Origin of the sequence: Marinobacter sp. (genome assembly GCF_039977835.1) — a bacterium.
Taxonomy (GTDB): domain Bacteria; phylum Pseudomonadota; class Gammaproteobacteria; order Pseudomonadales; family Oleiphilaceae; genus Marinobacter.
In genome coordinates this window covers 1-18,496 of record NZ_JBDWCL010000045.1, presented here as the reverse complement: position 1 = coordinate 18,496, position 18,496 = coordinate 1, and the positions used below count along the sequence as shown (strand labels likewise).

Below are 18,496 nucleotides of genomic sequence, written 5' to 3'. Positions count from 1 at the left end.
ATCAGCTGCGCCAGAATGCAGGCGAGAGAACAATGACGACGCTGAGAATTTCCAACCGGCCCATCAGCATACCTACCGACAGAATCCACTTGGCTGCCTCAGGCAGCGGCGCAAACGTACCCGCCGGACCGATAGTGCCACCCAGGGCAGGGCCCACGTTCGTCAGCACCGTCAGGGCTCCGGAAAGGCTGGTAATGAAATCAAGCTGCAGCGCTGCTAATGCAATCGTTATGATCAGCAGGCACAGCAGGAAGATAAAGGTGTAGGCAATCATCGAGGAGATGATTTCATCACTTACCGCGCGGCCATTGTAGTTGCGGGTGAATACCGCTCTCGGGTGCAACAGGCGCATGAGTTGTTCCCGCAGCACAATCAGCGAAAGCTGGAAGCGAAAAATCTTCATTCCCCCTGCAGTCGAGCCGGAACACCCGCCAACGAACATCAGGAAGAAGAACAACACGAATGCCAGCGGCCCCCAGGCCGAATAATCTTCAGATGCATAGCCGGTGGTTGTTACAACCGAAGTGACATTAAAAAGCGTTGAAACATATCCGTTTACAAGATCGAACTCGCCCGGCGACACATACCATCGGTACAGGGTCAGTAAGGCAGGGATCACCAGAAGAATGCTGACGAACAGGCGAACCTGCTGGTCCCGGAACAGCACACCATGTTGCCCATGCAGTTCCCTCACAAACAGGAAGAACGGCATGCTGCCGATCATCATGAAAAACGTCGCTTCCAGCAGAATCAGATTGGAATCGAACTTGCCCATGGACAGGTCTGAGGTAGAGAACCCGCCAGTCGCAATGCTGGTCAAACCATGGTTGAACGCATCAAACAGAGTCATCCCGGAGAACCAGTACGTTGTCACCGCGATGACCGAAAATGCCACGTAAACCAGCAGCAGGCCACGGCTGAGCGTTTTCATCCGCGGCAGTGCCTTGTCCGTCCACTCGGAGGACTCAGTGGCAAACAGGCGCATGCCACCCACGCGCAGGAAGGGCAATACCGCTACGAACATTCCGATGATGCCGATGCCACCGATCCATTGCAGCACCGAGCGCCAGAGCAACAGGTCCTGATCCATGCTATCCAGGCCGGTAAGCACGGTAGCACCGGTGGTCGTAATACCGGAAGTGCCCTCGAAAAAGGCTTCTCCGAGAGTGAGGCCAAGGTCGCTGAGGTAAAACGGCAATGAGGAGAGCAGGGCGATGATAAACCAACTGGAGACGGTCAGCACAAACATGAAGCGTGGCTTGAGATCTCTTGCCTGACGGTAGGTGGCCAATATCCCCAGCAGGCCCACGCCAAAGCAGATCGTGGCCGACTCCACAAATGCCATGGCATTTGGCGCTTCAGAATTAGCTAGAAGAAGCACGGGCAACACCATGAAAATACTTAAAAGTATGAACATGACGCTGACGATGAAGATTACGGGGTTCAGGTTTCTCAAAGGATGCTCAAGCCGGCTGAACAAAGAGATCGCGACAGAATACAGGCGGCCTGGCGCTTTCGCAAGGTAGAACCCCCCGAGTGTCAGGGCCTTACAGATTTATTAAATCACTGTAAATTCCACGTAAATCCGGATCCTGCTTCTGGTGTTCATCGTCAGGCTGGTGCAACTTCCATAAGTGAGCGTGGTTATAAAACCAAAAGGAGTATCGAGTATGAAGAAGCCAATTGCGCTGATGTTGGGCCTTGCCTCGGTTTCGGCGTTGGCCGTTTCCCAGGCTGCCTATGCTGATATGTACAAATCCGGTGGCGGCAGCCTTTACGCCGGCCTGAACTACAGCTTCATCGACGTTGAAAACGGTAGCGACGAAGTCGACGTTGGTGCGATCTCCGCCAAGGTTGGGGGGCTGCTTTCGCCATTTTTTGGTCTGGAAGCCCGTGCCGGTTTTGGTGTCGATGATGACCGCATCAATGGCGTTGACTACTCACTGGACAACTTTTTCGGGGGCTACGCCACCCTTAACCTGGCCAATGAGTCGCCTGCCACGCCCTATCTGGTTTTCGGTTTTACCCGCGTTGAGCTGGAAGCACAATCATTCCTGGGCACAACAACCGAAGACGAAACCGACTTCTCGTACGGTGCCGGTGTCAATGTCGACCTCACCCAGGAACTGGCTGGCAACCTGGAATACATGCGTTACTATGACAAGGACGGCGCTACCGTAGACGGCCTTGGACTGGGCGTAACCTTCAGCTTCTGAGCCGGTTGAGTCCGGGTCTGGGTTTCTGGCGGCAGGCGCCTGTTTGTCGCCAGAATGTCAGGAGCCGCCTTGAACCACCTTGCCCATCTTTTTCTTGCACCGGACAACCCCCAGGCCCGCGTTGGAAGCCTGCTTGGCGATTTCGCCCGAGGCGTGGTTCCCGAAAATCTTCCAGAAAAGGTCAGGACAGGCCTGTACCATCATCGTGCGGTAGACGCATTCACGGATCGTCACCCTGAGGTTATTGCCAGCAAACGGCTTTTCTCCGCACAACGACGACGTTTTGCCGGCGTTGCCCTGGATATTCTTTATGATCACTATCTGTTAAGAAACTGGAAACTCTTCAGCCATGTGGAATCTGATACCTTCATTGACCAGGTATACAGGGAGCTTGATGCCAATTCATCACTGATGCCAGAACCCATGCAGCGGGTGACCGGGCAGATTGTGCGTAACGACTGGTTCCGCTCGTACAGGCACCTCGAGAATATTGGATATGCTATGGATCGAGTGGCAGGTCGTGTCCGGTTCACTAACGCGTTCAGCGGAATTATCGAGGAAATAGAAGAACACGATGATGAGTTGGAACACCGTTTTCTACAGTTTTTTCCCGCACTCAAACATTTTGCCACAGAGGATATATGATGCTGACAAGAGCCATGAAGTGTATTGCTGCCGTGTTTTTCCTCAGCCCCGCAGTGCTGCTGGCTAATGCACACAATGATGAAAACAGCGTTCCTGAAAAACTTGGTTTTGTAGAATGGGTGGTACTCGAAGAAACAGGCCTTCGCCTGAAGGCCCGCCTGGATACAGGGGCCAAGACTTCCTCCCTGCACGCGGTCAATGTGGAACCTTTCGAAAAAGATGACGAAGAATGGGTGAGCTTTCAGTTACCACTGGCCGATCATCAGGATCAGGACGATGCTGACGGAGCCAATCTGGAAGAGGTTATCCTGGAATTCAGCTTACCGGTAGAGCGCACCGTTAAAATCAAACGCAAGGGTGCTCCCTCCCAGCGTCGTTTCGTCGTCAATATGGAATTCTGCATTGCCGGCACCACTCACAAAACCGAGTTCTCACTCACTGACCGCAGCAAGTTTTCCTATCCGGCGCTGCTGGGACGTCGCTTTATGAGTGATGACAACATCCTGATTGATTCGTCGGATGCTTTCCTTTCTCAAAAAGAATGTGAACACAAGAGCCTGGCTGAACTGGCTGACCAGCACGTTGACTAAGCGTGAGCCTGTAGTATCCAGGTAGACTAAACCGCAGAAAATGTATACACTGATACCATCATTAAAAAGCAGGTTGGTGGTATCAATCATGAGCAGCGTAAAGAAGCTGGAACCCGTTGAGAAAAGCAGAGCCTCCGGCGTTGGCCTCAAAACTGTGTTCACGATTCTGGACCGCTGGGGCTGCACGCCGGAGCAGGTCCAGAAAATTCTGCAGATCTCACGTCCGGCCTACTACAAATACCGTAAGAATCCGGCACAGGCTAACCTGACGCACGATCAGATAGAGCGGCTGAGTTATCTGGTGAATATTCACGGTAGCCTGCGGATGATCTTCGAAAACCCAAAGAACGTTTACGGGTTTATGGGGCTGAAGAACGACAATCCGTATTTCAATGGCAAAAGCCCGCTGGAAGTCATCAGTACCGGCCAGTTCTCAGCGCTCTATGAAACCTTCAAACGTATCGATGTGCTGCGCGGGGGGCTCTGGTGAACGTGGATCTGCCGCCAGTCATCAAGCTGGCCAGCCTCACCGGGTATCGCCTGATCAACTCGAAATTTCCACCCACCAGCCTTTTTGATGATGTTGCTGATGAGGATGAGTTCGAGGCTCTTTATGAACTCCAGGCGATAACCAACCCCCGCTTGCAGACAGAGCTGGGCAATCTCAACCTGGTGCGGCGAGAGGACATACCGTTCGGAATATCGGGGTGCTCCTATGCCACCGGCCCGTTTACTCATGTAAACCCCGACGGTAGTCGCTTCAGCGACGGCCAGTACGGGGTGTTGTATATGGGCGACAGCATTGATACCGCCATTGCCGAGGTTGCCTATCATCAGTCAAAGTACTGGCAAGGCGTCCATGGCCTGGACTACGATCGCCTGGTTTTCCGGGGGCTGAAATGCAAAATAGGGCAGACAGAACTTCACGACGCCACGACTATTTCCTTTAATGATCCGATCTACGACGAAAACAGTTACGCTGCATCCCGGGCTTTTGGGCGTGAGCTTTACCAGGCGGGCTCTGACGGGCTGCAATATCATTCCGTGAGAAAACCCGGCGCAACATGCTGGGGGTTATTCACGCCGAGGCATGTTCTCAGCGTAATCCAGAGTGCGCATTTCGAGTTTATCTGGAACGGTGAGGAAATCAGTTCCGTCAATAAATTCACACGGGCGTGAAAGCCCGCTGCGACTGCCATTCGCCGACAATCAGATCGAACATGGCCCGTAGCTCGGCTCGTTCATAACTGCGCACGCCGCATACAAGGTTCAGATCGGTACTCAGCTCCGGCTCATCAAACAGGCGAATTCCGCCCCTTTGTTGCGACTGCAATGCAAACTCCCTTTCCACAAGACCGAACCCCATACCGGATTTCACCATAACGACCGTCGAGTACTCATCATCGGAGCTTGTGGCAGCTTCCGAAAGACTTGCCTGCGGGCCAAGCAGATCGGTCATGAAATCAAAGAAAGGGCAATCGCGGTTGGGCCACACCCACGGCAGGCGCCGGCGCTCATCGAAATCTCCAGGCAAGGCGTCGATACCGGAATTTGCAGGCCCAACCACGGAAATGCATACCGGTGCCAGGGGCACAATCCTGAGCCGCGGGTCCTTCCACTTTCCATACACGTAGCCCAGGTCCAGCTCTTCGGACAGTACCTCTTCGATGATCTGGGCCGACGACCGCGTTCGCATTTCAAGGGTCAGGTGAGGCAGGGTGGTTGTCTTACGGTAGAGCACCTCGTCCATCCGAAGATACTCTGGCGGAGAATTCAGTCCGAGCCGGAGGGTTGCCCGCGGCGACGAACGCAGGGAAAGTGCCGTATTGCGGACGTCCTCTACCGCCGTGAACACCTGACGGACCGGCGTAAGCAGGCGTTCGCCAGCCGCCGTCAGGGCCATGCCTTGCTTGCTGCGCTCGAATAATAACACCTGGAACTCATCCTCAAGCTGGCGCAGATGGTCACTGACCGCGGAGGGCGTGGAGTGACGGCGTGCCGCCGCCCGAGTCAGGTTGGACTCTTCGGCCACGAGAAGAAATGACTTGAGCCTGTCCAGTTTTATGTTCATATTTTCCGAACACCGGGTTCATATAATGTCCATGGACGACCTTAAAACATGGGTCGAGAATGGTTTCATTGTAGTCATCGTTCATATTTATAGGAAGATGAAAATGAAACCAACCACTATGAACCCGGCACTTCGCCCCTCCCCAGCCATCAGCAATCAACACTTCGTAAACCGCGCGTTCAAACGCCTTTATGGCACCCTCAGGGTGTACCTGGACCGCTGGATCAGGCGCTATCGTCTGCGAAACTCGCTTTATGAAATGGACACTCAGCTGATTGAAAAGGATATAGGAGTGCCGGCCGGCAGCCTGTATGAGGAGGCGCACAAACCTTTCTGGCGGGAGTAATTCTCTTCCTTAAGACTCACGCCGAACGACACTGCTTCCAGAACGGGCTGTGAGCCTCGTGCAGCAGCTCGGCTCTGGATATTCCAATATCCCAGGCCAACCGATCCACTTCCCTTGCTGGCATGCCTCTCAGGCGCTTCATCAGCTGTCGGCGGGTTTTGTGATTGGCCAGGTATTTTGCAAGCGTGACAGTCAGGGTTGTACCGTATTTCATGATTCACCTCGGGTGCTTCATGAAATTGTATTTAACCCGTCGTTTCAGAACAGACACAGATTGGCGGTTTTGAGGGGGCACAGACCGGAAGGCAGTAAAACACCTTGAAATCGATCCAGAGACCATCATGGTATAAGAAGGAGGTAGCCATTTTCTCAGCGAAGGAGAAACGCTATGCAGAAGATCAGCCGTGATGACCTCAAGCAAATGAACGAAACCGAGCACGAGGATTTTGTGCTCATCAATGTGTTGCCTCGGGATACGTTCAACCGGGAACACATCCGGACCTCCATCAACGTTCCGGTGGAGGAGCCGTCGTTTCTGGAGCAGGTAGAGGCGGTTGCCGGCACCAAGGACCGGAAAATCGTCGTCTACTGCGCGAACTTCGAGTGCGATGCTTCGCCCAAGGCAGCCCAGAAGCTGGAAGAGGCCGGTTTTACGAAGGTCTACGACTATGAAGGCGGCACCAAAGACTGGTTTGACCAGAAACGCGCCGCCTGACCCATTTCCACCGTTAACGTATGGCAGGCAGCCCGACTCCAGGCAGCCTTCCATACGGCTTTTCAGCTTACGGGCGCATTTTTCTCGTTCTCTGTTTCCCCCCCATCAGTACCTTCAGGTACTTCACCATCGTCCACATCGTCTTGCTCCTCGAATTCAGTATTTCGTGGGTCAAGCTCCGAGAGGCCCAGGGCCGCTTCCGGGGTTGTGGTGTAATACTGCTCCTGCTGTTCCACCGGCGGATGACGGCGTTTCGACGCGAACGCTATAAATACGATCAGACCACCCAATATAAGTGTGTTGCTGATGAAAAGCCCGTGAGGCCCGAGTATGTCCATGAACAGAGCGCTGATAAGCGGCCCGATGATGCTGCCTAATCCGTAGCTGAGAAGCAGGGCAGTGCTGGCCGCAGTCACCTGATGGGATTCCATCAGGTCGTTGGTGATGGCCACTGCAATGGGATAGATCGCGGCACTGATGCCCATATAAAGCCCCACAAAAAGAACCAGGGCAATCATGTTGAGGTTGCCGATAAAGGCCGCGGCCAGACTGCACAGGCCGGCAACAATGGCCGCAACCAGCATCACACGGTAACGATCGAAATGATCGCACAGGCGACCAATAGGCCAGGCCAGTAACATGGCCGCCACAATGGCAGAAGCCATGAAGTTGGAGAGCTGTCCGAGGTCGAGTCCAATCCGGTCGGCGTACACCGGGCCCATGGCGTAGAAGGCGCTGATCAACAACCCGGCAATTAACGCACCCAGGGTGCCTACCGGCGATTTTCGATAGAGACTGGTTAACGACAGCCGGTCGCCTTTTGTAATAACCGGTGACGCGCGACTGGTCATCGACAGGGGAGTCAATGCAAGAACAACCAGTATCGTTGCCAGGGAGAACGGAATGAAACCCGCGGGGTCCGCCACCCGGATCATTACCTGGCCACCCGCAGTAGAGAGGAAGAAGATAACCTGGTATATCGCAAACAGGCTGGCCCGGTTCCGGTTATCGGCCTTGCTGCTGAACCAGCTTTCCATGACGATCATCAGCCCCGCCATCACAAAACCGCCAAGCGCCCTTAGTAGGCCCCATAAACTGGCTTCAACGGCCATGGGGTAGATCAGTATCGAGGCGGCGAGTACCGCGGAAAAAACCGCGAATGCCCGAATATGACCGACCTTCTCGATAATCCGTCCGGCGTAGAGGGTGCCGGCGACAAAACCGATGGAATAGAACGCCAGAATCCAGCCGATAACGCTGGCACTGAATTCCTCGATACTCAGCCGCAGGCCGAGCAGGGTCATCAGGAAGGCGTTGCCCATGATGAGCAGGATAATGCTCAGGATGAGTGACGAGAGACTGGTGATGGTTCTTTGCATCAATCCTCCTGTCAGGGTGATGGAAAGGCGCGTCCGTGTCTGATGATGCCTTACAAGAACTGTGGGGATGAGGCTGCTGAATAAAAGGGGAGAGGCCAGGACAGGGCCTTAGCCGTTCCATGATCCTGGAGTGCTGGTGACCAGAATCATGGAAGGCAAACTCTGCAATAACGCAATTGTTTCTGAGGGCCTCTAGACGTAGAAGTCCAGGTCTTCCTGTGCTTTCAACAGATCCCGCATCTTGATGGGGTCGTCACCGAAGAAAAACACAAGACCCCAATGCGTACCAAAGGCCGATCTGTCGGGTACGGTTTCTTCTGTCGGTGCAATCAGTTCGTGTGACTCGAAATAGGGATGCTCAGTCGTCTCCTTGGGCATTTCCAGCTTGCTGACCACGCGACGCCTTGGGTACACACCGAAGCAACCTGCGTAGCCTTTCGCGTCAACCACTTCGCGGGGGAAGAATTTGTCCACTTCCTCTTTAGTGCTTTTCGGATCAAAAACCAACATTGAAGCCTGGTAAGCGTTGAAGCCGTAAGCACGTTCAATCAGCTCAAATGCTTTAAACCCGGGCGGACGATAGGCAACTTCGCCAAAGTACATTTCGCCATCAGCGGTAACGAAGTACTCGGGGTGGATCAGCCCAAACTGAATATCGAACGTTTTGATCAGCAACTCGATCTGCTTGGTAATCGCATTCCGCCAGCTCTCGAGCTGGGCAGTAGCGGGAACGAATACCGAGTACCCCAACGTAACGTATTCGGAGATATTGAGGAACTTGATCTTGCCGTCGTGAATCCAGGCCTCAACCGCGAACTCCCAGCCATCCAGATGACTTTCCATCAGCAGAGGATATTCCTCGGCCGGAATGGTGTCGATTTCTTCTATCTTGCGGATCATCCGGTGGCCAAGACAGCCGGCCTTATCGAACGCTTTCACGTGAATCGGGTCATCCGGGTCGCCATCTAGCTTGAGCAGCGTCTGGTTAACACGTTTCATAAAGCGCACGATGTCTTCCTTCTCGTGGGCCTCCTCGAAGATACCCACACGAATACCGCCGAGCTGGGCACGGCGCTTCATCAGAGCCTTGTCACGAAACAGAATGGACTGCCCATACATACGAGGGTTGTTGAGCAGGACAGAATTGATCGCCCCGGACCACTCGACGGTTTCTTCGAACAGCGGGATGGCAACATCAACGCCTTCCGCCTTCAGTTTTTCGGCAATCTCAAGAGACCGGTCGTTTAGCCGGATAAAATCCCATGGAATGAAGGGTATCTTGTTTGCGGTACAGAAATCCGCAGCCCATTCCGGAGCAACGACGATGTAGCGGCGATCAAATTTCTGTGCAGCCTTGATCGCGTTGACGCTCCAGCCGAGTAGGGCGATGTAACCTTTGTTCGGATCCTTCGGTGTCTCGGTGCCTTTAACCGAGTCCATGTCGGGATCGAGCCAGGCTGCCACCTCTGTGGGTAACTGTTTTTCCGATGCCATAGACATTCGACGTTCTCCTTGCTGGCTTACCTGGTAAAACTGCGCCGACATTGAGGCGGACCAGACAAGCTGAGCGTTAAGGCAATGTCGTTCAGGGGATGAGTACATCCGTGTTACTACCACAATATAGTCGGCCCGGTTACAAATTGAAAAGAAAGCACCGGAATAGTTTACTTCGGGCGACGATATCCATCACTGGATCAACCCGGAGCCTGGTTAAACTCGAAAGAGCAGTAGTGCGGTAAAAATACTCATCTATAGTGATGAGTAAGTCGTATAGCCTCCTACTGCCCATCAGGGGAAAAACTGTGAAGAAAATAGTCCCTCCATTCGCCACATTTCTAGGCGCTCTTTCATGTTTTGGACCGGTAAATGCGACGGAGACCAGAACCGCTCTCGTTCCGCTTCCTTCTATCGGCGATTTTACAGATGGCGATGGTTGGGGTGTCGGCCTGGGGCTGAGCGTTGAATATGAGACTGCTTATGAAGGTTCGGACGAATTCGAGTTTGAGGCGGATCCTGCCGGGGCTGTTCAGTGGCGAACGGGTGATCACATTTTCTTCTGGGCAGGTGAAGCAATTGGCTGGCGAACGTTGGCCAGGGATGCCTGGTTGTTTCAAGCCTCAGTAGGCTACGAAGAAGGCCGTGAAGAGGATGATTCAGAAGATGGCAGACTGGATGGGTTAGGCGAATCCAGCTCTGGGGCGACAGCGCTGTTGGAGGTGCGTTATGCGCTTGCAGAAGACTGGCGTTACTTTCTGGATGGTCGTGTTTCTGCAGGAGAAATTGGTACGCTCGGGATCTTCGGCGCCGGAACCTGCCTGGCCTGCCAGCCTGATGGCACTGGTTGGGAAATTGGCGCTGTTGTCACGTTCCACGATGGTAAGCTCGCCAACCGGGACTTTGGGGTAGACACTCGACAGGCGATGGATTCAGGCCTTCCGGAAACCGATGTTGATAGCGGGTATAGATCAACGGGAGTCAATGTAAGCTACCGTAATTACGTGAGCGAGAACTGGCAGATCTTCGGTGAAGCACTTTACGAAGCATATGGGAGTGAGGTTTCAGATAGCCCAATATCTCGGAATGATTATGAAGCGGAGATCGGTGTTGGCTTCATTTATGTTTTTTGAGGTTCCTTAAGGTCCGCTGTGAGTACAAACTGTCGCGCAGGCGGGTCCTTCATGCCGATAGGCTCCTGATCCGATTAGTCGAGTACGACCGTCGCGTCAACTTCAAACAACATGCCATCCAGTGCCAGGCGCGGGACCGGCACAAGCGTTTGCGCCGGCAGCGCATCACCAAAGGTGTCTTTTACATGGCGGGTCATGACATCCAGTAAAGAGGGGTCATAATTCACCACATATGTATTGATGCGCGTGACCTGGTGCGGCTTTGCCTCCAGCTCCTTCAGTACGGTTTGAAGATTGCTATAGGCCTGGGCCACCTGATCCGCAAAAGACTCTGACAATACGCCGTTCCCGTTTTCACCACCTTGACCAGCAATGTACGCAACCCGGCTTCCTCCGCGCGCCACAACTGCGTGGCTATAGCCGTTGGGGGCAGGGTTATACAGGCCGGGCGGATTGACGATATCGGTCTTCACCCCGCCGGCTTGTGCGCTGCTCAGCATGATACTCATAGATATTACTCCAAATTGAAAAGCTCTGGTTATGTAGGAATACATGGTTCGGTCCCATAGTTGGTTCTATTGAAGTAGACGGATGAGCCTCGGCGTTTGTGACATGCTGAGAAGTTGTATTTTTCATATAAGACGCCAGATGTACTATTTCGGAGCTCCCACTTGATCTTTAAAGGACTAAAAATGCGAGAAGAGACAAAGTCCCGTTTCACCACACAACTACGCCGGCCCAAAGAACTCGGTGAGGGTAACCCATGGGGTTTCGCGACTCTGCGCAAAGAAGCAAGTGCCAATGCTCAAAGATTCCGGCGCAGATGACATGCTTGCCTCTGGTAAGAAGAGAGTGTGCTGCTTTGATCCTTCAGGCTACTACAGTAAGGCATTTAAGGCGCCGCCAGCCGAATAGCTAGCGGCAATTGCAGTACCAGGGTGCGAGGAAAAGGAAACTCAAATGAACGACGTTCGGCATATATCTGTTTATACCAACCGCAGCCCAAGCGATGTTTATAAGTTCGCTTCCAACCCGGAAAACTTGCCCCGTTTGCCTGCGGGACTATCAACAGGTATGTCTGAAAAGCAGTTCGCGGAAGATAAAAAAGCTGTTGAAAAGGACTTGAGAACCTTAAAAGCGTTTCTTGAGTATAGCTCTTAACGTTTTAGCCGCGGGGCCGAGAGGCTCGTCTGTCCGGTGCATCAACCACATCCGGCCAACTGTCTCACCGTCCGCGCCACACGGTGCGTTGGTTGGGGCCACTCTCGGCTTCGCCATGCAGGGTAATTATAGGGTTGTTGATTGGCCCGGCCGTAGCAGGGGGGTAGTGGCTGCTTACGGTTGGTCAGCTGTGTCGCTATTGTTCGTCGCCTGCCTCCCACTTGCTGCGCTCTTGCTGGTCGCTAATCAGAATCTACTCACCAGGGATCAAAGAAAGGTGCTTTCTTAAGGGCAAACAGTTCTGTGGTGGCCGGGATATGGCTGCGGCCGTGCGGCACGTTATAGAAGACATTCTCAAACCGTTGCACATCGATAGTGAAACCCAGAGAGGCCAGGGGTGTTTTCTTGCGAACTGAGCCTATAATCCCAAAGCACAACATAGCGTCCTGAACAGGAGGCTGAGAAACATGCCACCCACAGAAAATGAAAGACTGCTCAGCGAGCACCAGCCAAATGCCGTTCGTGCACGGCTTGCTGGCCCCGTTAAGAGGTCGACATTACCAGACGCTGTGCTTGGCGGCATCGACGGCTGCGTCACAACGTTTGCGGTTGTATCGGGTGCCTTCGGTGCAGGCTTCTCGCCACAGGTCGCGTTAGTACTCGGCTTTGCAAATCTGATTGCAGATGGGTTCAGCATGGCGGTGAGCAATTACGAAGCGGGTCAGGCCCAGTTGAACCAGATCAAGTTTGCTGAACGCACAGAACGTCAGCATATAAGTGCTGTGCCAGAAGGTGAACGCGAGGAAATTCGACAACTGTTTCAGGCGAAGGGTTTCGGCGGCGAATTGCTGGAGCAAGTTGTAGAGGCCATTTGTCGTAATCCCGATGTGTGGGTAGCAACCATGTTGCGAGAAGAGTACGGACTTTCGGGTGCCGGACTTAGCCCACGCCGAGCCGCGTTGACTACGTTTGCCGCATTTTTGTCGATCGGTTCTTTACCATTACTGCCTTATGCAATCCCAGGTCTGGAGAGTCAGATTCAGTTCCTGACCAGTCTTGGTTTGGCAGGAGTCGTCTTCCTTGGTATCGGAATGCTTAAAAGTATCGTCTATGGCTTACCAGCAATGCGATCAGGACTCCGGACTCTGATCATGGGTACGGCTGCAGCGGGGCTGGCATTTGCTACTGGGCATTTTGCGCAGGGGTTATTAGGAGGTTAGTTCTTCAGCGGTGAATATCGTATTTAACATAATATACATTATGCGCAGTATCACACGCCGTTAGGCCTACCGAAGGTTTACCAGGAAGGTATCCAAGGGTTCGGGCTTCGCTATGCCATAACCCTGAACGTAGTCTACCCCGATCTCAAGTAACTCCCGTACGGTACTGCTGTTCTCAACGAATTCGCCGATTGTTTTCAATCCCATAACATGACCAATGTTGTTGATGGCATCCACCATGGCGCGGTCAATTGGATCGTTCGTGAGGTTCTTGATAAATGCGCCGTCTATTTTCAGATAGTCCACCGGCAGGTTCTTTAAATAACCGAATGAGGACATCCCACTTCCGAAATCGTCCAAAGAAAAACGACACCCGAGTGTTTTCAGCGACTGGATGATATGGCGAGCGTTGGCCAGATTGGCTATGGCTTCCGTTTCAGTAATTTCAAAACAGATGACCTCGGGAGAAACGGGAAAACGCTCGAAGCAATTGGTGATGAACTTCAGGAATCCGTCGTCCCCCAGGGACGCCCCTGAAAGATTAATTGTACAGGTTCCAACTCGTTCGGTGCCGGCCTTGGCTAATTGGGCAAAGGCCGTGCCCAACACCCATTGATCAATGTTCACCATCAGATTGAAGCGCTCTGCAGCCGGTATGAAAGCCATGGGTGGAATCAGTTTTCCACCTTTATCGAGCAGACGCAGTAACAGCTCGAAATGCGCTCCTTCTTTATCGGTCAGGGCCTGGGAAGCATAGGAGGTAGGCATGATAGGCTGGCAATGCAGGAGGAACTGGCCCTCCTCAAATGCTTCCCGAATTCGCCCGACCCATTGGGTTTGCCGGAATTTGTTAGCCAGTGCCTGATCGTCACTTCTGTACAGATGGATTCGATTACGGCCATTCTCCTTTGCAAGGTAGCACGCATTATCGGCCGCAGTTAGCAGGTCGGCCAACGACCACCGGTCATCACTGAAATTAACCTGTCCGATGCTCAGGCCAACGCGAAAAGGCTTGCCACCCCAGGTAAAGCCGAGATCCTCAACCTCTTCTTTGAGAGCCTTGGCGATACGCCGTGCAACAGATTCGGGGCAGTCTTGTAACAACACCCCAAACTCATCACCGCCCAGGCGTGCCAACAGATCAGAATGCCTGAGATGTTTCTGAAGTACGGGGCCTAGTGTCCGTAACAAAGCGTCCCCTGCCAAGTGACCACAGGTATCGTTGACGACCTTGAACTGATCCAGATCCATAAACATAAGACAATGGGAGCCGTCCGTTCCCCCTGGCGCTTCTAACAAATTACGCAGACGTTGTTCAAAAGCCTGTCGGTTAAGAAGTCCGGTGAGGCCGTCGTGGCTTGCCTGGTGGGAGACCTTTGCGGCCAGTTGGCGAGCGTGAGATACGTCGTGGAAAACCATGACGACCCCGACGAGCCGCCCTGCCCGGTCGTGTATGGGCGCAGCGGAATCTTCAATGGCAAACTCTGTCCCATCCCGGTGCAATAAGACCGTATGATTCGCTAACCCCACCGTGTTTCCACTCGCTATCACCCGTGATACTGGGTTCTCCGCTGGTAATCGAGTATGCTCATTTACAATATCGAAGACTTGGAGTAGTGGAAGCCCCCGCGCTTCGGTTTCCGACCAGCCAGTCAAGGATTCTGCAATCGGATTCAGGTAATTGACACGTCCTTCCGTATCGGTAGTAATAACCGCGTCGCCGATGGACTTCAGGGTTACCTGAGCTAATTCTTTTTCGGCAAACAGTTGGCTTTCCATCTGTTGACGACGAGACACCTCCCGTTTGAGGGCGGATACCCGCTGGGTGAGTTCGACAAAGCGCTGGTTAGCCGCACTCTCGGCCCGACAGCGTACGATTATTTGAGTTACTGAACCCCGTTCGCCCGGCAGTCGGGCCCCGTACGTCGTGTAGCGCTCGCCCTCTGGGCCCTTGATGACCACCTGGCCACGGATAAAATCCCCACTCCGAGCCCAGTTTCGGATCGAAGACTCAAGTTTGGCCGGATCAATTACCAGATCATGGAGCTCCATTCCATTGCCCAAACCGTGGAATATCTTACGGGCCGCAAGGTTTGCATCCACCACTTCACCCTGACCGGACAACAGCAGAAGTGGCTCTGGTACCAGGCTTTCCCAGGATTTATTATTCATTCCCTACTCATCATCAGGCTTCTGATTTGAAATATTCGTGTCCTGATGCAGCTTCGGACTCGGCGTTGGGTTGCAGGTGAACAACGACTCGGCAGCCAGGATCCCCCCGGGCTATGGTCTCTTCCAGGGACACCTTGGCATAACCCAAGCTCTGGGAGGCAATGATGCCAAACACGTTGCTGGTCATCATGCACATGGAAGAGCGCCCAATAACTTGCTCGGCAAAGGGGCAGGCCCGGTTGCCAAGCACGATACGATCATCACTCTGTTCGATAATATAAAAGTCACCTTTGATTCGGTCTTTCAGATCCACGAGCACTTCTGCAACCTGTGGTCTCGTAAGATTGGAAACTCCCAAGGCTTTTTTATAGTCAAGGTCCATTTGATTTCCAATATTCTGGCCGACGATGCTGATAAAACCGGAAGCTTCTTCAAGTCCCACAACATCTTCCAAAACGCCGGACAGTTCGCGTACCAGGTTGCGAAGGAAGAGGTCTCTTTCCAACGGTATCTCGAGTTCGGTTATTGGTATGCGTCGGGGGTCGGAATCAAACGCTGCCATAACAGAGTCCTACTGATTGCGTTCAATGGATGCCTCTCAGCGTACAACAATACAGCTGTATTTGGAGGGCGATCGGTGCAGGCTGCAAGTTAAAGATTAGCAACTACTGACCTGCCAGCTCAGCCTATCTCCGAAACACGGAAAAGCGTGTCAGAAGGTCAGCAGTGATAGTCTCCGCGCCGAACTTTAACCAGCGGGAGCTTTATTCTCATGACCAACGATTTCAGGGCGTGCTCTACGGAAAGGCCAACGAATAAAACCGGTGCAGTACAATGCCCACCACACCGCTAGTGGTTGAAAGAGAAGCCTTACCCAGTAGTACCACTGGGTTGAAGGTAATCCCTGTGCATCAAGCCCATAGAGGGCGTTGTGGACGTTGGCAGGGAACACGGCAACGAAATAAGCCGCGAGCAAAAGGCCTGCCCAGCGCTGCAGTCCGGGTATCAGCAGCCCAATGCCTCCCGCAATCTCGCAATAACCGGTTACTGCGACGAGGGCGTTTGCCGAAGGTAACCAGCTATCAATCATGGCAAGATAACGTTCGGGGGTTAGCAAGTGATCGACACCGAAGATGACCATAGCAATGGCCAGTGCCAGCCTCATGCAGGTACGTCCCTGACGTAGGTAAGCCACCCCGAATGAGCCGAGCAGTAGTGCAGCTCCGGTCAGAACAAGCAAACAAAGAAAAAAAATCATGGTACACTCCCCTGATGTAGACAACGTAAACATAAACTCTAAAGTAGGCAGCGTCAACATTGAGTTCAAAAAAATCTGAGTATCATCACGGTGATCTTCGAGAATCACTACTAAAAGCAGCGCGCGAAACACTTGAACAGGAAGGGGCCAGTGGCCTGAGTCTGAGAGATTTAGCTCGTCGAACAGGTGTTTCCCACGGCGCGCCCTATCGCCACTTTGCTAGTAGACAGGACTTACTAGCGGCCTTGGCAGCGGAGGGTTTTAACGAATTGTCTCAGTGCCTGCGAGCAAAAGAAGATACCTCCCTCAAGGCAATGGGAGAGGCATATATTGCGTTTGCTGTTGTAAACCCCTCACTTTATAAACTCATGTTCAGTCCAGAGTTGGACCGCACGAAACCTCAGTTTCTCAGTGATTCCGCAAGTGAGGCTTTTAACCGGCTGCGTAAGCAAACCGGAAGGGCCGATCAGGATCAAAGTGGCACACTCGCTGCTTGGGCCCTGGTCCATGGCCTTTCAGGAATTCTGATCGACCGATTGCTTGCGAAGGAACTGCTCGACCCCGAGGAGTTGCCAGAATTGATCGAGTCGGTGCTCGGGCATCTGGATATCGCAAAAAGCAACAATGGGAGCCAAAAAATCGATTGACGATACATATCTGCTCCAGAAGGTTGTCGATTCAATGGCCTTTTTTAGTGGTGGCGAGGTTCGATGGGAGTTCTGAAGCCCGAAACTTGCAAACGGAGTGTTCCATATGAGGATGGCCCCAATGGTCCAATGGTGCCTGAACTCAAGGAAATGTTTCCAGATACGCCCTACTTCCCTCGCCCTGGCCAGATCAACTGCTGGGACAACGACGACTTCGTGAAGGCAGTAAAGGCCACAGGCAAGAAACAGTTGCTGATTGCCGGCGTGGCAACGGTAGTTGCGCTCGTGATTTACCTGATTATGCCAAAGGTCATTCGCTTGGTAGCGAACTGGCTATTTCGCTAGGCTGCTGAGGGCAACCGACTTCGCCAGTAATCCAGGACACAAAGGCACGAACCTTATCCGTGCGAAATTTTGCTGCCGGTGCAACCAGGTAATACTGGTATTCCGCCGGCACCGAAATGTTGAGTGGGCATTGAAGCAAGCTGGCTTTAAGAAGATCAGCAACAAGGCTGTATCGCATCAACGCGATCCCCCTGCCTGCAAGCACTGCTTCTACAAGTGTCGTTCCCTCTGTTACCCGAAGCGTTATTGAACTGTCAGGTATTTCGATGCCGAGTTCTTCCTGAAACGCTCTCCACGAGCTTTCCATGTCGATTGATTCATCGATAAGCCACGGAAGTGTTACCAGGCGCTCAGGCGTCACAGGCTCACTATCAGTGAGCATGCTGTGGCACACCGGCAGCAGCTTTTCTTCGAGCAAAAGCCTGGACTCGAGCCCGGGATAATCACCGTTACCAAAACGGATCGCCAGATCCGCACCATCACCCTGAAAACCAACTAACTGGAGGTTGGGTTGAAGGCTTAGCTGGATCTCAGGGTGAGCTTTCTGAAACGAATCAATTCTGGGTACAAGCCAGCGACTGGCAAACGATGGCACCGTTGCCACGGTCAGGCGCCCGGGATCGGAGTTTGGCGCAAACAGCGCTATACCCCTTTCCAACTCCTGGAAACCCTTTTCCACATACCCCGAAAGCGCTCTGCCTTCATGCGTCAATCTCACTTCGCGGGTTAGGCGAACAAAAAGCGTGAAACCAAGGAAATCCTCCAGGCCACGAATGTGGCTGCTGACGGCTGCCTGGGAAATGTTCAGCGCCTCCGCTGCGGCCTTGAAGCTCAATTCTCTGGCGGCGTATCGAAAAGCCTGTAATGCCCTTAATGGAGGTAGTTTTTGCACGGGCTCTATTCTGCCTACGGTTAAGTTTTAATTAAGCATAGACGACGCGACATTCAGTTATCTGCGTCAGATGCATATTCCGGCCCATCGTGACCGCCCATTCCGTTTGAACGTGACCGCCCGTTCCGGGTGATCGTGACCGCTCATTCCGTTTTATCGTGACCGATTTTGGACGTTTTTCCGGAATCGCTGGTCACGATGCCGGAATCCCC

Annotated in this window: 21 protein-coding genes and 1 pseudogene; 12 read left to right on the top strand and 10 right to left on the bottom strand. The window is 53.1% G+C overall.

Annotated elements, in window-relative coordinates; genetic code table 11:
• Position 1: 1 nt before the first annotated feature.
• Positions 2-1,417: a TrkH family potassium uptake protein gene (locus tag ABJM11_RS14335; RefSeq protein WP_348295639.1), complete on the bottom strand. Its 1,416-nt coding sequence runs from the start codon at positions 1,415-1,417 to the stop codon at positions 2-4.
• A 253-nt stretch (positions 1,418-1,670) separates the two neighbouring features.
• Here ABJM11_RS14335 and ABJM11_RS14330 point away from each other — a divergent pair, with 253 nt between their 5' ends.
• The 5 genes from ABJM11_RS14330 to ABJM11_RS14310 all read left to right on the top strand — a co-directional run bounded on the left by ABJM11_RS14330 (position 1,671) and on the right by ABJM11_RS14310 (position 4,630).
• On the top strand, positions 1,671-2,216 hold the full coding sequence (locus ABJM11_RS14330) for a porin family protein (RefSeq protein WP_348295596.1): 546 nt from the start codon (positions 1,671-1,673) through the stop codon (positions 2,214-2,216).
• A 69-nt stretch (positions 2,217-2,285) separates the two neighbouring features.
• Entirely contained in the window at positions 2,286-2,861 is a 576-nt protein-coding gene (locus ABJM11_RS14325) for an ACP phosphodiesterase (protein ID WP_348295595.1), read from the top strand.
• A complete protein-coding gene (locus ABJM11_RS14320; protein ID WP_348295638.1) occupies positions 2,861-3,451 on the top strand; it encodes a RimK/LysX family protein in 591 nt (196 codons plus the stop codon). Before ABJM11_RS14325 ends, ABJM11_RS14320 begins: the two co-directional genes overlap by 1 nt.
• Positions 3,452-3,539: 88 nt before the next feature.
• Positions 3,540-3,941: an antitoxin Xre-like helix-turn-helix domain-containing protein gene (locus ABJM11_RS14315; RefSeq protein ID WP_348295594.1), complete on the top strand. Its 402-nt coding sequence runs from the start codon at positions 3,540-3,542 to the stop codon at positions 3,939-3,941.
• Positions 3,938-4,630 (top strand): RES family NAD+ phosphorylase, encoded by a 693-nt coding sequence (locus tag ABJM11_RS14310; protein WP_348295593.1) that lies wholly within the window; start codon positions 3,938-3,940, stop codon positions 4,628-4,630. The genes ABJM11_RS14315 and ABJM11_RS14310 overlap by 4 nt, the downstream gene beginning before the upstream one ends.
• On the opposite strand, the gene ABJM11_RS14305 is transcribed toward ABJM11_RS14310, so the two are convergent.
• Entirely contained in the window at positions 4,617-5,522 is a 906-nt protein-coding gene (locus ABJM11_RS14305) for a LysR family transcriptional regulator (RefSeq protein ID WP_348295592.1), read from the bottom strand. The genes ABJM11_RS14310 and ABJM11_RS14305 overlap by 14 nt on opposite strands.
• Before the next feature lie 103 nt (positions 5,523-5,625).
• Here ABJM11_RS14305 and ABJM11_RS14300 point away from each other — a divergent pair, with 103 nt between their 5' ends.
• Positions 5,626-5,868: a hypothetical protein gene (locus tag ABJM11_RS14300; protein ID WP_348295591.1), complete on the top strand. Its 243-nt coding sequence runs from the start codon at positions 5,626-5,628 to the stop codon at positions 5,866-5,868.
• A gap of 16 nt (positions 5,869-5,884) precedes the next feature.
• Here ABJM11_RS14300 and ABJM11_RS14295 read toward each other — a convergent pair whose 3' ends face one another.
• A complete protein-coding gene (locus tag ABJM11_RS14295) occupies positions 5,885-6,082 on the bottom strand; it encodes a hypothetical protein (protein ID WP_348295590.1) in 198 nt (65 codons plus the stop codon).
• Between the two features lie 174 nt (positions 6,083-6,256).
• Between ABJM11_RS14295 and ABJM11_RS14290 the strand changes: the two genes are divergently transcribed.
• Positions 6,257-6,583: a rhodanese-like domain-containing protein gene (locus ABJM11_RS14290; protein WP_348295589.1), complete on the top strand. Its 327-nt coding sequence runs from the start codon at positions 6,257-6,259 to the stop codon at positions 6,581-6,583.
• A gap of 62 nt (positions 6,584-6,645) precedes the next feature.
• Here the strand turns inward: ABJM11_RS14290 and ABJM11_RS14285 are convergent, their stop codons facing one another.
• Together ABJM11_RS14285 and ABJM11_RS14280 are read right to left on the bottom strand one after the other, a co-directional pair.
• Positions 6,646-7,962, bottom strand: a complete 1,317-nt coding sequence (locus ABJM11_RS14285) for an MFS transporter (protein ID WP_348295588.1) — start codon at positions 7,960-7,962, stop codon at positions 6,646-6,648.
• Positions 7,963-8,154: 192 nt separating this feature from the next.
• Positions 8,155-9,462, bottom strand: a complete 1,308-nt coding sequence (locus ABJM11_RS14280; protein ID WP_348295587.1) for a carboxylate--amine ligase — start codon at positions 9,460-9,462, stop codon at positions 8,155-8,157.
• A gap of 302 nt (positions 9,463-9,764) precedes the next feature.
• Between ABJM11_RS14280 and ABJM11_RS14275 the strand changes: the two genes are divergently transcribed.
• Positions 9,765-10,589, top strand: a complete 825-nt coding sequence (locus tag ABJM11_RS14275; protein WP_348295586.1) for a MipA/OmpV family protein — start codon at positions 9,765-9,767, stop codon at positions 10,587-10,589.
• Positions 10,590-10,663: 74 nt separating this feature from the next.
• On the opposite strand, the gene ABJM11_RS14270 is transcribed toward ABJM11_RS14275, so the two are convergent.
• Positions 10,664-11,098 (bottom strand): Rid family hydrolase, encoded by a 435-nt coding sequence (locus ABJM11_RS14270; RefSeq protein ID WP_348295585.1) that lies wholly within the window; start codon positions 11,096-11,098, stop codon positions 10,664-10,666.
• A 451-nt stretch (positions 11,099-11,549) separates the two neighbouring features.
• On the opposite strand from ABJM11_RS14270, the gene ABJM11_RS14265 reads away from it, so the two are divergent.
• Together ABJM11_RS14265 and ABJM11_RS14260 are read left to right on the top strand one after the other, a co-directional pair.
• Entirely contained in the window at positions 11,550-11,750 is a 201-nt protein-coding gene (locus ABJM11_RS14265; RefSeq protein ID WP_348295584.1) for a hypothetical protein, read from the top strand.
• A 467-nt stretch (positions 11,751-12,217) separates the two neighbouring features.
• Positions 12,218-12,970, top strand: a complete 753-nt coding sequence (locus ABJM11_RS14260) for a VIT1/CCC1 transporter family protein (RefSeq protein ID WP_348295583.1) — start codon at positions 12,218-12,220, stop codon at positions 12,968-12,970.
• 66 nt (positions 12,971-13,036) lie between these two features.
• On the opposite strand, the gene ABJM11_RS14255 is transcribed toward ABJM11_RS14260, so the two are convergent.
• The 3 genes from ABJM11_RS14255 to ABJM11_RS14245 form a co-directional block, all read right to left on the bottom strand.
• Positions 13,037-15,142, bottom strand: coding sequence for an EAL domain-containing protein (locus ABJM11_RS14255; RefSeq protein WP_348295582.1), 2,106 nt, complete (start codon positions 15,140-15,142; stop codon positions 13,037-13,039).
• 13 nt (positions 15,143-15,155) lie between these two features.
• Complete coding sequence (locus ABJM11_RS14250) at positions 15,156-15,704, bottom strand: methanogen output domain 1-containing protein (protein ID WP_348295581.1); 549 nt, start codon at positions 15,702-15,704, stop codon at positions 15,156-15,158.
• 186 nt (positions 15,705-15,890) lie between these two features.
• Positions 15,891-16,400, bottom strand: coding sequence for a DoxX family membrane protein (locus tag ABJM11_RS14245; protein WP_348295580.1), 510 nt, complete (start codon positions 16,398-16,400; stop codon positions 15,891-15,893).
• 59 nt (positions 16,401-16,459) lie between these two features.
• Here ABJM11_RS14245 and ABJM11_RS14240 point away from each other — a divergent pair, with 59 nt between their 5' ends.
• Together ABJM11_RS14240 and ABJM11_RS14235 are read left to right on the top strand one after the other, a co-directional pair.
• Positions 16,460-17,047, top strand: a complete 588-nt coding sequence (locus ABJM11_RS14240; RefSeq protein WP_348295579.1) for a TetR/AcrR family transcriptional regulator — start codon at positions 16,460-16,462, stop codon at positions 17,045-17,047.
• A gap of 105 nt (positions 17,048-17,152) precedes the next feature.
• A pseudogene (locus tag ABJM11_RS14235) lies at positions 17,153-17,332 on the top strand (hydrolase); the annotation flags it as partial.
• Between the two features lie 25 nt (positions 17,333-17,357).
• Here the strand turns inward: ABJM11_RS14235 and ABJM11_RS14230 are convergent.
• Positions 17,358-18,284 (bottom strand): LysR substrate-binding domain-containing protein, encoded by a 927-nt coding sequence (locus ABJM11_RS14230; RefSeq protein ID WP_348295578.1) that lies wholly within the window; start codon positions 18,282-18,284, stop codon positions 17,358-17,360.
• Between the last annotated feature and the right edge of the window lie 212 nt (positions 18,285-18,496).

Bases quoted from the DNA above. Each gene is read 5' to 3' on its own strand.
- ABJM11_RS14330 (WP_348295596.1), top strand. From the start codon at position 1,671: ATGAAGAAGCCAATTGCGCTGATGTTGGGCCTTGCCTCGGTTTCGGCG.
- ABJM11_RS14295 (WP_348295590.1), bottom strand. From the start codon at position 6,082: ATGAAATACGGTACAACCCTGACTGTCACGCTTGCAAAATACCTGGCC.
- ABJM11_RS14255 (WP_348295582.1), bottom strand. From the start codon at position 15,142: ATGAATAATAAATCCTGGGAAAGCCTGGTACCAGAGCCACTTCTGCTG.
- ABJM11_RS14250 (WP_348295581.1), bottom strand. From the start codon at position 15,704: ATGGCAGCGTTTGATTCCGACCCCCGACGCATACCAATAACCGAACTC.
- ABJM11_RS14265 (WP_348295584.1), top strand. From the start codon at position 11,550: ATGAACGACGTTCGGCATATATCTGTTTATACCAACCGCAGCCCAAGC.
- ABJM11_RS14315 (WP_348295594.1), top strand. From the start codon at position 3,540: ATGAGCAGCGTAAAGAAGCTGGAACCCGTTGAGAAAAGCAGAGCCTCC.
- ABJM11_RS14285 (WP_348295588.1), bottom strand. From the start codon at position 7,962: ATGCAAAGAACCATCACCAGTCTCTCGTCACTCATCCTGAGCATTATC.
- ABJM11_RS14245 (WP_348295580.1), bottom strand. From the start codon at position 16,400: ATGATTTTTTTTCTTTGTTTGCTTGTTCTGACCGGAGCTGCACTACTG.
- ABJM11_RS14305 (WP_348295592.1), bottom strand. From the start codon at position 5,522: ATGAACATAAAACTGGACAGGCTCAAGTCATTTCTTCTCGTGGCCGAA.
- ABJM11_RS14320 (WP_348295638.1), top strand. From the start codon at position 2,861: ATGCTGACAAGAGCCATGAAGTGTATTGCTGCCGTGTTTTTCCTCAGC.
- ABJM11_RS14270 (WP_348295585.1), bottom strand. From the start codon at position 11,098: ATGAGTATCATGCTGAGCAGCGCACAAGCCGGCGGGGTGAAGACCGAT.
- ABJM11_RS14260 (WP_348295583.1), top strand. From the start codon at position 12,218: ATGCCACCCACAGAAAATGAAAGACTGCTCAGCGAGCACCAGCCAAAT.
- ABJM11_RS14280 (WP_348295587.1), bottom strand. From the start codon at position 9,462: ATGTCTATGGCATCGGAAAAACAGTTACCCACAGAGGTGGCAGCCTGG.
- ABJM11_RS14290 (WP_348295589.1), top strand. From the start codon at position 6,257: ATGCAGAAGATCAGCCGTGATGACCTCAAGCAAATGAACGAAACCGAG.
- ABJM11_RS14300 (WP_348295591.1), top strand. From the start codon at position 5,626: ATGAAACCAACCACTATGAACCCGGCACTTCGCCCCTCCCCAGCCATC.
- ABJM11_RS14335 (WP_348295639.1), bottom strand. From the start codon at position 1,417: ATGTTCATACTTTTAAGTATTTTCATGGTGTTGCCCGTGCTTCTTCTA.